This window comes from Altericroceibacterium spongiae (assembly GCF_003610805.1).
Classification (GTDB): domain Bacteria; phylum Pseudomonadota; class Alphaproteobacteria; order Sphingomonadales; family Sphingomonadaceae; genus Altericroceibacterium; species Altericroceibacterium spongiae.
Map to the genome: position 1 here is coordinate 490,570 of NZ_RAPF01000003.1, position 10,560 is coordinate 501,129.

10 protein-coding genes and 1 tRNA gene are annotated in these 10,560 nt (G+C 51.6%); 7 read left to right on the forward strand and 4 right to left on the reverse strand.

Features of this window, described 5'->3' with window-relative positions; genetic code table 11:
- The first annotated feature begins 74 nt into the window (after positions 1–74).
- On the forward strand, positions 75–626 hold the full coding sequence (gene pgsA / locus D6851_RS08335; protein WP_120324462.1) for a CDP-diacylglycerol--glycerol-3-phosphate 3-phosphatidyltransferase: 552 nt from the start codon (positions 75–77) through the stop codon (positions 624–626).
- A gap of 13 nt (positions 627–639) precedes the next feature.
- On the opposite strand, the gene D6851_RS08340 is transcribed toward pgsA, so the two are convergent.
- Complete coding sequence (locus D6851_RS08340; protein ID WP_238473996.1) at positions 640–1,053, reverse strand: DUF983 domain-containing protein; 414 nt, start codon at positions 1,051–1,053, stop codon at positions 640–642.
- Between the two features lie 100 nt (positions 1,054–1,153).
- On the opposite strand from D6851_RS08340, the gene D6851_RS08345 reads away from it, so the two are divergent.
- A complete protein-coding gene (locus D6851_RS08345; protein ID WP_147395447.1) occupies positions 1,154–2,476 on the forward strand; it encodes a GGDEF domain-containing protein in 1,323 nt (440 codons plus the stop codon).
- Here the strand turns inward: D6851_RS08345 and D6851_RS08350 are convergent, their stop codons facing one another.
- Positions 2,477–3,391: a hydrogen peroxide-inducible genes activator gene (locus D6851_RS08350; RefSeq protein ID WP_120324406.1), complete on the reverse strand. Its 915-nt coding sequence runs from the start codon at positions 3,389–3,391 to the stop codon at positions 2,477–2,479.
- On the reverse strand, positions 3,388–4,602 hold the full coding sequence (rnd, locus tag D6851_RS08355; protein WP_120324407.1) for a ribonuclease D: 1,215 nt from the start codon (positions 4,600–4,602) through the stop codon (positions 3,388–3,390). Before rnd ends, D6851_RS08350 begins: the two co-directional genes overlap by 4 nt.
- 121 nt (positions 4,603–4,723) lie before the next feature.
- On the opposite strand from rnd, the gene aspS reads away from it, so the two are divergent.
- The 5 genes from aspS to D6851_RS08380 all read left to right on the forward strand — a co-directional run bounded on the left by aspS (position 4,724) and on the right by D6851_RS08380 (position 9,940).
- Positions 4,724–6,541: an aspartate--tRNA ligase gene (aspS, locus tag D6851_RS08360; protein ID WP_120324408.1), complete on the forward strand. Its 1,818-nt coding sequence runs from the start codon at positions 4,724–4,726 to the stop codon at positions 6,539–6,541.
- A gap of 111 nt (positions 6,542–6,652) precedes the next feature.
- A complete protein-coding gene (locus D6851_RS08365; protein WP_120324409.1) occupies positions 6,653–6,889 on the forward strand; it encodes an acyl carrier protein in 237 nt (78 codons plus the stop codon).
- A 111-nt stretch (positions 6,890–7,000) separates the two neighbouring features.
- The gene (gene fabF, locus D6851_RS08370; protein WP_120324410.1) at positions 7,001–8,260 is read left to right on the forward strand and encodes a beta-ketoacyl-ACP synthase II; all 1,260 of its coding nucleotides are present in this window, start codon (positions 7,001–7,003) and stop codon (positions 8,258–8,260) included.
- A 10-nt stretch (positions 8,261–8,270) separates the two neighbouring features.
- Positions 8,271–9,242 (forward strand): endolytic transglycosylase MltG, encoded by a 972-nt coding sequence (gene mltG, locus D6851_RS08375; RefSeq protein ID WP_120324411.1) that lies wholly within the window; start codon positions 8,271–8,273, stop codon positions 9,240–9,242.
- Between the two features lie 621 nt (positions 9,243–9,863).
- A tRNA-Met gene (locus D6851_RS08380) sits at positions 9,864–9,940 on the forward strand.
- Between the two features lie 57 nt (positions 9,941–9,997).
- Here D6851_RS08380 and D6851_RS17910 read toward each other — a convergent pair.
- Positions 9,998–10,300, reverse strand: coding sequence for a hypothetical protein (locus D6851_RS17910; RefSeq protein ID WP_210210337.1), 303 nt, complete (start codon positions 10,298–10,300; stop codon positions 9,998–10,000).
- Positions 10,301–10,560: the final 260 nt, after the last annotated feature.

Below are 10,560 nucleotides of genomic sequence, written 5' to 3' on the forward strand. Positions count from 1 at the left end.
ACGTGGCTTTTGTGCGGGACAAGGGCAGTAAGCGCTTTTTCCAATCGGTTTTCGGCGCTAGGGCATTGTTTGCCATGTTGACCCTGCCGAATATTCTCACTCTTTCGCGTATCGTCGCGCTTCCTTTGTTGATAGCCCTTCTGTGGTGGCCGCATTGGGATTGGGGCTACTTATTCGCTTTTGCGCTCTATTGTCTGATGGGTATCACCGACTATTTTGACGGTATGTTGGCACGAGCGAGTGGCACTGTTTCTAAGCTCGGTATTTTTCTCGATCCAATTGCTGATAAAATCATGGTGGCTGCTGTGGTTTTGATGCTTGTTGCCAATCGTGACATTGATAACTGGAATGTGATTGCAGGACTTATCATTTTGTTGCGTGAAATTGCCGTGTCGGGTTTGCGTGAATTCTTGGCGGGGGTTCAGGTTTCAGTGCCTGTATCAAAACTCGCAAAATGGAAGACCACTTTTCAGTTAATTGCGTTGGGTGCTCTCATTCTCGGCTCAGGTTTACCGCAATATACTTTTGTACATCTTGTCGGATTGCTTTGTTTGTGGGGAGCGGCTGTCCTTACGCTTATTACCGGCTGGGATTATTTGCGAGTTGGCATCAAGCATATGGACTGAGCGTGCCGGTTGTTCAATCGATCGAGTTGCGCAGTTTGCCTTCGCCCGCCTTGTAGAAATACTGGCTGCATGTCAGCCACCCTTTCAGTGGCCGCAATGGCGCTACGCAGGTGATAATTAGAATCGGTAAAGAAACGACCAGATGCACCCAGACGGGCGGATCAAACTTTACCTGCAAAATCAGCGCCAGAGCAATTGCCGGAATGCAGCCGAAACACGTTACGAAAAAGGCAGGGCCGTCTGCAGGGTCGGCGAATGCATAAGATAGTCCGCAATGGTCGCAATTTTTTCGCAAAGCCAAAAAGCCTTTGAAAAGCTGGCCCTGGCCACAGCGTGGACAATGGCCGCGAATACCGGTCTGCAGGGGGCTGAGGCGTGGCCATTGTCGATCCTGCGCAGTGTCGCCCTCAGTCATCGGATCGGCCATTTTTATTCCCTCTGTGTGGATGATGGAGCAGAGCTTACCTGTCGAATGATGTGTAAGCTCTGCAAGGCGGTTTAGCATTTGTCAAAAATACCGCGCAGAAGTGAGACATAATGAAGAGCCGCGCTGGCCAAGCATTCGCAATAATGCGTATGGGCTTAATGGTTTTTTCAGAAGGTCATCGCAAGTCAACCTCATGACGACGAGTTGGTACATCGATGTGGATTTCACCACACTTTATCTCGTCTCCTTTCTCGATTCGATCGCCCTGAGCGTAATCTGGGCCGTGATCGCTTGGAATTATCGCGATATGATAGCGGCTAGGCATTGGTGTTTGTCTGCTGTTTTCTGGCTAATAGGAGGACTGCTTCTCGCCGCCCAAAAACCTTTGCAATCTTATGCCGTCGGCTTGGCGGGTAACGCTTTCATGCTGGCCGGCTTTACCGAAATTTACATCGGTGTGCGGCTCTTTTACAAACTGCATTCTGTTTACCGAAATGCATTCATCTTCATGGCGGTCAGTCTTGCCTGCATGCTGGTGTCTTATCCTTTCTGGATGGGAAGAAATCCGGTCTATCTGGCTTCTTTTTCCGTACCGTTATGCGCTGCGGCGATTTTGTTGCTGAAGCGGGGGTCTGTATCCACGGGCAGTGTCATTGCCGCTGTAGGGATAGCTCTCAATCTGTTAGCGATCTTCGCTTGGTTCATTATGAATGTGCTTTATGTGGCCCATATTGAACGAGGGTCCTTGATCTATTTCATTGTGGCAGCCAATTCGCTGTTGGTGCAGCTTTTTAGTGCGATGGTTTGGAATTTTGGCCTGATCGTCATGGCGGTGGACCGACTGCGTGGAGAAGTCGCCAAGCTGGCGTATGAAGATACGTTAACTGGTCTGGCGAATCGCCGTTTTATCGTAGACGGTCTTAGCAATGGGCGTATCGTACCTCAGGAGGCTGCTGATGGCGCCAGCGTGTTGATGGTCGATGTCGACAAGTTCAAAATGGTCAATGACAATTATGGTCATGCGGCGGGAGATGTTTGTTTGCAGCATATCGCCGGGATTATCGGTTCACGTTTACGTCGCAGTGATGTCTTTGCGCGTATTGCCGGTGATGAATTTTGTATCTTTTTGCCAGACACAGATATCGCTGGAGCTTCCTTGCTGGCGGGCGATTTGGTCGAGCGAGTGGCTGAGACGCCTCTGAATTGGCGGGAAGAAGTGGTTTACATGTCAATCAGCGTTGGGCTTTCGGTGTGGAACAAGAATAACGCGGGTGATGTAATGACAGTCCTCGAAGAGGCTGACGCCGCTCTTTACGCTGTCAAGAAAAACGGACGGGGAGGACACCTTTCAGCTCGTCAACACCCTGATGTTTCAGCGGTCAATGTGGAAACGATAACTGGCAAGGAGTGCGAAGTTGCCTGATTAACGATCTGCGTCTGCTTTCTCTGCACGCAATTCATCTGCTAACATACGAAATTCTTCTTCACGAGGAGAGTTTTTGCGCCAGACGAGAGCGATTTCACGGCTTGCCTGAGTGGATTTCAGTGGTCGCGCAACCACATTGGTACCATCGAGAATACCAGCCTCAATGGCCATTTTGGGGAGCATTGTAAGACCAAGCCCGTTATCGACCATCTGAACCAGTGTGTGCAGGCTTGTGCCTATCATGGTCGCGCTGGCCCGCAATTCAGGCCGGTTACAGGCCGCCAAGGCGTGTTCCTTAAGGCAATGTCCATCTTCTAACAGGAGGAGGCGCCCTTCATCAATCATGGATGGTGGAATACGATCAGGCGGATTACGTGGATCATCTTTTGGAAAAGCCACGAATAATTCATCCTGAAAAATCGTTTCTTTTTCCACTTCTCCGGTAGCAAAAGGCAGGGCTAACAACACACAGTCAGCTCGACCGTGATGCAATGATTCAACAGCATCTTGGCTGATCTCTTCGCGTAGAAATAACTTTAGCTGGGGCCGGTCCTTACGCAGGCGTGGCAGAATGCGCGGGAGCAGGAAAGGTGCGATGGTTGGGATGACGCTCATCCGCAACTCGCCCGAAAGCGGTTTGCCAGCAGACTGCACCAGCTCTGAGAGTTCTTCGGCTTCCCGTAACAGGCGATGAGCCTTTTCAACCACCGCATTGCCGAGTGGCGTGAAGCGAACGACACGGCGGCTACGTTCAACCAGGATCACCCCAAGTAGTGATTCGAGTTCGCGAATCCCTGCGGAGAGCGTCGATTGCGAAACGAAACAAGCCTCAGCTGCTCGGCCGAAATGCCCATGTTCATGCAGTGCGACTAGATATTGCAGCTGCTTGATCGTAGGCAGATAGGTGCTCATCCTTCAGCCGGCTCCGCATTTATGGCCTGGACCACATCGCTATTTTCATCATCCATATGAGTCATTTTCAGGCGGCCATTCTCGACAGCGAAAGCAAGTTTACCTTCTACCAGATCGAGCGCGTCCTTGCCGAAAACATCATAACGCCAGCCTTGAAGGACTGGAAGGTCACGGATTCCGGCTGCCAGAGCTTCCAGTTCGTCCGAACGGGTGAGTAAGCGTGAAGCGATGTCGATCTCACGAGCGCGAATCTTAAGCAGTAGTTTCAGTAGATCAGCGACCAGCGCACCTTCTTTGCCCAGCGGAGCCCCGCGTTTGGGTTTTTCTGGCATTTCGCTTTTCGGCAAGGGTTTTGCTTCGTCGAGCACACGCATTAAGCGTTTGCCAATGTCATTATCCTTCCAAGCTTGAGACAGACCGCGTACTTTGGCGAGGTCTGGTTGTCTTTTTGGCGGATGCCCGGCAAGGTCAGCCAGTGTTTCATCGCGCATGATCCGACCGCGTGGAATGTTTTTGTCCTGTGCTTCCATTTCACGCCATGCTGCCAGTGCTTTTAAACGCCCCAGCACCTGGGCGTTACGCGAAGGTGCGCGGACTTTTTTCCATACCTGACTATGGTCATTACGATAATGCTCGGGATCGGCGAGCTTTTCCATTTCGGCATCGAGCCAGCTTCCTCGGCCCGTCTTAATGAGCTTTTTGAGAATTCTTGGAAAAATTTCGGCGAGATACGTAACATCCCCGATGGCATATTCGATCTGCCGGTCAGTTAACGGGCGGCGACTCCAGTCGGTAAAACGGGCACCTTTGTCGATTGTCTTGTTGAGCCAGCTTTCCACCAGATTGGCGTACCCGATCTGTTCAGACTGACTGATCGCCATCATTGCAATCTGAGTGTCGAAAATCGGATGAGGTGTTTTGCCGGTCAAGTTATAGATAATTTCGACATCCTGACCGCCAGCATGGAAGATTTTGAGGACGTCCTCATTTTCGGTCAGCAATTCAAGCAGTGGAGAAAGATCGATTCCCTCGGCCAGAGGGTCGATGGCTGCTGCCTCTTCCTGATTACCGATCTGCACCAAGCATAATAAAGGCCAATATGTGTTTTCCCGCATGAATTCAGTATCCACGCAGACATAATCGGAGCTTGCAAGGCGATCACACAGATCGACGAGTTCATCAGTTGAGGTAATTAGCGGGTGTATAATCATTCGTTTTTTTCGTATCGACCTTCAGGTGTCGTCATGGCACGGGCTTGACAATCTGGCAGTGTTACCGTGTTAGCGCGCCTTTTCTCAATGTCTCATAGCTCCCCTAATGGAAAGAGTCTCGATGCACGCTTACCGTACCCACAATTGCGCCGCACTCCGTAAGGCAAATGTCGGCGATATCGTCCGACTTTCCGGTTGGGTGCATCGCAAGCGCGATCATGGCGGAGTACTCTTCATCGATATGCGCGATCATTTTGGTATGACGCAAATCGTGGTGGATGAAGATTCCCCTGCTCTTGAAACCCTGGATCGCCTGCGGACCGAAAGTGTTGTCACTATCGACGGCGAAGTCAAAGCCCGATCAGACGCTACCGTCAATCCGAATCTTCCGACAGGTGATATCGAAGTTTATGCCCGTGTTGTTAGTGTTCAATCGGCTGCGGCCGAATTGCCTATGCCTGTGGCGGGTGAACAGGAGTATCCGGAAGATATCCGTCTGAAATATCGTTTTCTCGATCTGCGTCGTGAAACTATGCATCGTAACATTATATTGCGCAGTCAGGTGATTGCCTCGCTGCGGCAAAAGATGGTCGAACAGGGTTTTACCGAATTTCAGACGCCGATTCTTACGGCATCGAGTCCTGAGGGTGCACGCGACTTCCTTGTGCCCAGCCGCCTGCATGCAGGAAAGTTTTATGCACTTCCGCAGGCTCCGCAGATGTTCAAGCAGATGATGATGGTGGCGGGCTTTGATCGCTATTTTCAGATTGCTCCGTGCTTTCGCGACGAAGATCTGCGTGCTGATCGTAGTCTCGAATTCTATCAGCTCGATTTCGAAATGAGTTTTGTGACGCAGGAAGATGTGTTCCAGGCACTCGAACCTGTTCTGGCTGGAACTTTCGCAGAATTCGCCAATGGCAGGAGCGTTACGCCAGCAGGAGCGTTCCCGCGCATTCCTTACAAGGAAGCCATGCTTAAATATGGCAGCGACAAGCCAGATCTTCGCAACCCGTTAATCATCGCAGATGTTACCAGTCATTTCGAAAAATCCGGCTTTGGATTGTTCGAAAAGATTGTCGGTTCAGGCGGTGTCGTTCGTACAATTCCGGCACCCAAAACAGCAGATAAAAGCCGCAAGTTCTTTGACGACATGAACAGCTGGGCTCGTAATGAAGGATACGCCGGACTAGGTTACGTTACACGTAAGGGCGGCGAATTTGGTGGTCCGATAGCCAAGAATCACGGTCCCGAAAAAATGGCCGCGCTTTACGAGGAATTAGGGCTCGGCAATGATGATGGCCTGTTCTTTGCTGCAGGCAAGGAAACGGAAGCCGTTAAACTGGCTGGGGCTGCCCGGATCCGGGTTGGTCAGGAACTTGATCTGATCGAGCAGAATTGTTTCAAGTTCTGCTGGATTGTCGATTTTCCCATGTTTGAATATGATGAGGATCAGAAGAAGATCGACTTCAGCCATAATCCTTTCTCTATGCCGCAGGGTGAGATGGACGCGCTGGAAAATCAGGATCCACTCGACATTCTGGCCTGGCAATATGATATCGTCTGCAATGGCTACGAATTGTCTTCCGGTGCTATCCGGAATCATCGCCCGGATATTATGTATAAGGCTTTTGAAATTGCCGGTTACGGTAAGGAGGATGTCGACTCCAATTTTGGTGGAATGATTGAGGCCTTCAAGCTTGGCGCGCCGCCGCATGGCGGCTCCGCTCCGGGGATTGATCGTATTGTCATGTTGCTGGCCGATGAACCCAATATTCGTGAAGTCATCGCCTTCCCAATGAATCAAAAAGGCGAGGATTTGATGATGGGGGCGCCCTCTGTCGCAAGTCCTCAGCAGCTTCGTGAATTGCACATCCGGACAATTGAACCACCCAAAGTCAGCGGAGCAGAAAAAACACGCACGGACCAGATCGGCGATTGATGCATTAATAGGCTGGCTGGTGAGAGAGCTTCGTATTGCACTTGCCAGCTTGCCGACCATTGATTAGGGCGAAAGCCAATTTTGCTAACCCCCAAGTTTGAGAGGGAAAAGATGAGCGATACCGCCGAACGTGTTAAGAAGATCGTTGTTGAGCATCTCGGTGTAGAAGCTGACAAAGTTACACCTGACGCCAGCTTCATCGACGATCTTGGTGCCGATAGTCTCGACATCGTCGAACTTGTTATGGCATTTGAAGAGGAATTCGGTGTTGAGATTCCCGACGATGCAGCTGAAAAGATTGCGACTGTCGGCGATGCGATCAAGTATATTGAAGAGCACAAGGGCTAAGCCCACTAGCCCCGCCGCGACCGGCCCAGCCGCCAGCGCTGACTGGGCGGGGCAGGGCTATGAGAGGCTCAGCCATGGTGGCTGAGCCTTTCGTAATTTCGGAGAGTTAGTATGCGCCGTGTGGTCGTAACCGGACTGGGCCTCGTGACACCGCTGGGTGGTGATGTTGAAACGAGTTGGTCAAATCTTCTTGCCGGCAAGAGCGGAGCGGGTCCGATTACCCGATTCGATGCATCGGATCAGAAGTGCCAGATCGCCTGTGAAGTCAAACCGGCTGACCATGAATATGGTTTCGATCCGAATAAGCGGGTCGATGGGAAAATTCAGCGTCAAGTCGATCCATTCATTGTCTATGGTATAGATGCCGCCGGGCAGGCTCTTGAAGATGCTGGGCTCGATGACATGGACGATGATCTGAAATTACGCGCTGGTTGTTCGATCGGGTCGGGCATTGGCGGCTTGCCAGGCATCGAGAAAGAATCGATCGTATTGCACGAAAGAGGCCCGGGCCGTGTCAGCCCGCATTTTGTCCATGGTCGCCTGATCAATCTCATATCAGGTCAGGTTTCGATCAAATATGGCTTGATGGGGCCTAACCATGCTGTGGTGACGGCTTGTTCTACCGGGGCTCATTCGATCGGTGATGCAGCCCGCATGATAAAAGACGGTGATGCCGATGTGATGCTCGCCGGCGGCGCTGAAAGTACGATCAATCCGCTTGGTGTGGCGGGCTTCGCGCAGGCGCGCGCGCTTAATACCTCTTTTAATGATCGACCAGAACAGGCCAGTCGCCCTTATGACAAGGATCGTGACGGTTTCGTTATGGGAGATGGCTCGGGTGTGGTCGTGCTGGAAGAATATGAACATGCCAAAGCACGAGGCGCTAAAATTTACGCTGAGGTGGTGGGGTATGGCCTTTCAGGTGATGCCTATCATGTTACAGCACCGCATCCTGAAGGCTTTGGGGCCTATCGCGCGATGGAAATGGCGCTGAAAAAAGCTGGCATGACGCCGGACAATATCGATTATGTGAATGCACATGGCACATCGACTATGGCCGATACGATCGAGCTGGCTTCCGTACGTCGCTTATTTGGTGATGCCATTGGCACTATGTCGATGAGCTCAACTAAATCTGCCATCGGTCACCTTTTGGGTGGTGCCGGTGCTGTTGAAGCTATTTTCTGTATTCTTTCCATGCGTGATCAGATCGTGCCGCCAACTCTTAATCTGGACAACCCGGATGAAGGGACAGAAGGCGTTGATCTTGTCCCGCATAGGGCGCGGAAGCGCACCGTGAACGCTGTACTTAACAATAGTTTCGGTTTCGGCGGTACCAATGCCAGCCTTGTCATGAAGAAAGTCATCTGAGGACGATGTGATGCGCCGTCTCGGTTGCCTGCTGGTCGTCATTATCGGCCTTGTCGGCCTGGCAGCCACGGCGCTGTTCACCTATAGTTGGTGGGTACCTGCCAATCTGGAGGAGGACACACCTTTCATTGTTGCGTCGGGTTCAACTTTGACGGGTGTCGCGCACGAGCTGGAAAAACAGGGTGTGATCGATTCTGCGGATGGTTTTCTGGCCCGGGCGAAGTTTTTGGGTAGTCGTGATCCGATACAGGCAGGGGAATTTATGCTTCCGGCCGGAGCAAGTCCGGCCACTATTCTTGATACTTTCCAGCACGGCGATGTAATTCGGCGGTTTGTGACCATTCCGGAGGGAATGCCTTCTATCATGGTTTATGAGCGGCTCATGTCGGAAAAGTTGCTGACTGGAGATATCGATGTTCCTGCAGAGGGTTCGGTTCTGCCTGAGAGTTACGACTTTGAACGCGGAGAGGCGCGAGCAGATGTTCTCGCGCGCATGCAGCAGGCTATGACTGATACTCTGGCCGAACTTTGGCCAGAAAGAGCCAAAAATATCGCAGTTAAAGCTCCCGAAGAGGCAGTCATTCTGGCTTCTATTGTCGAGAAAGAAACTGGCATTTCCAAAGAGCGTAGAATGGTCGCAGGCCTCTATTCCAACCGTGTCAAACAGGGTATGTTGCTACAGGCCGACCCCACTATTATTTACCCTATCACCAAGGGTAAACCATTGGGCCGCCGTATTCGTCAGTCTGAAATTGCCGCAGTGAACGGTTATAATACCTACACACGTACGGGATTGCCCAGAGGGCCGATAACCAACCCTGGACGAGCATCGATTGAAGCTGTGCTTCATCCTGCGAATACAGATGCGCTTTATATGGTGGCTGACGGCAAGGGAGGGCATGTGTTTTCGACTACGCTTGAAGAACATAATCGCAATGTTGAGAAGTGGTTTGAAATACGTCGCAAGCGTGGCGAAATGTAACATATTAGTTCCACTCTTACTCGATCTGGAGGCAAGTTTGTGAACTCTCCCAGTGGAGTGGCTCCTATATAATAACAGCGTGTTTGCCTTCTGATCTACATTCCTGGGCGAATGACTTGCGTCGAACATACTTCCCGTTTTAGTGCGATTTCTTCGATGCCCACGTCACGCTTTTTACTTTTTGTCGCCTAGTGCTGAACCTGAAATCAGGAGTTGTCTGGCTCAATGTGCGACAGATAATTCGAAACCGATGGCACATCTCGATGGTGTGATGTCTTTGAGACAGGGAACTGCCTTAAAAATAATCAGCCCGGATATGTTGTCTATTCGGGACCGGCTGGCTGATCGTTTCATGGTTTGTTGACGGATCAGGATTGGCATAGGCCCAAGTTACATATCACTGTGCAAAATAAGGTTTCTACAAAAGAAGCACGGAGCTTTCAGACTCAGCTTAAACACCAGATGTGGCCTGTAAACTTTGCCTTCTCCGGACTCTGTCTTCACATCTATCGCGGTGGGCCGTGGCAGTTTGTAAAAAGTTGGTCGTTTCGAGGTTGACCAATTCGAAACCCCGCCGTAAATGCGCGCCTCACCAGCGCGAAAATGCGTTGCCCGAAACGGGGCGGAGTAGCTCAGGTGGTTAGAGCAGCGGAATCATAATCCGCGTGTCGGGGGTTCAAGTCCCTCCTCCGCTACCATTTTTCAATGACTTAGCGAGTGCGCCTCGGAACGGTTTGCAAACTGCTGTAAACTTTTCACGCGCTGAGCCGCTCGATAAGTGCAATCACCACTCTCGCTTCGTCAACATAGCGCGCTCGAATTGAGGCAACTCTTTTCGTGGTCCAGCCAATAATCCGGGCGATCTCGTCGTCTGTCAGTCCTTTGACGGCCATCAGCCGGCCAACCCGACGCTCGCCGACATCGAGACCAGCCTCCTTCAGTTCCATCGTCATGCGGGGGGGCATAGCTGCCAAGGGGCTCAGGCTGTACTGCTCCCGGATATGCGCCAGCACCTTCAGTCCGTTCGCTCCCGATGGCTGATCGGGCGCGAGCGACATAAACGATAACCACGCTCGCTGATCTGCAAGACACGGCACATCAATTCTATCGGCCAGTGGGCCGCAAGCTGTGCACGAAAGCGAACCTCACGGCTTTTGGCTTGCGAAGAACTGTGTGGCCTTTTTTAACACTTCCCTCTTGTCTTAAACTTCTCAAGCTCTGGTGCGATACTGGAGCTACTGCTCAGCACGGCATTAATGCCGTGCTGAGCAGGCGGCGGATGGATCGGTTCCCTCTGGGTCTTGAAGGACCGTGGAGG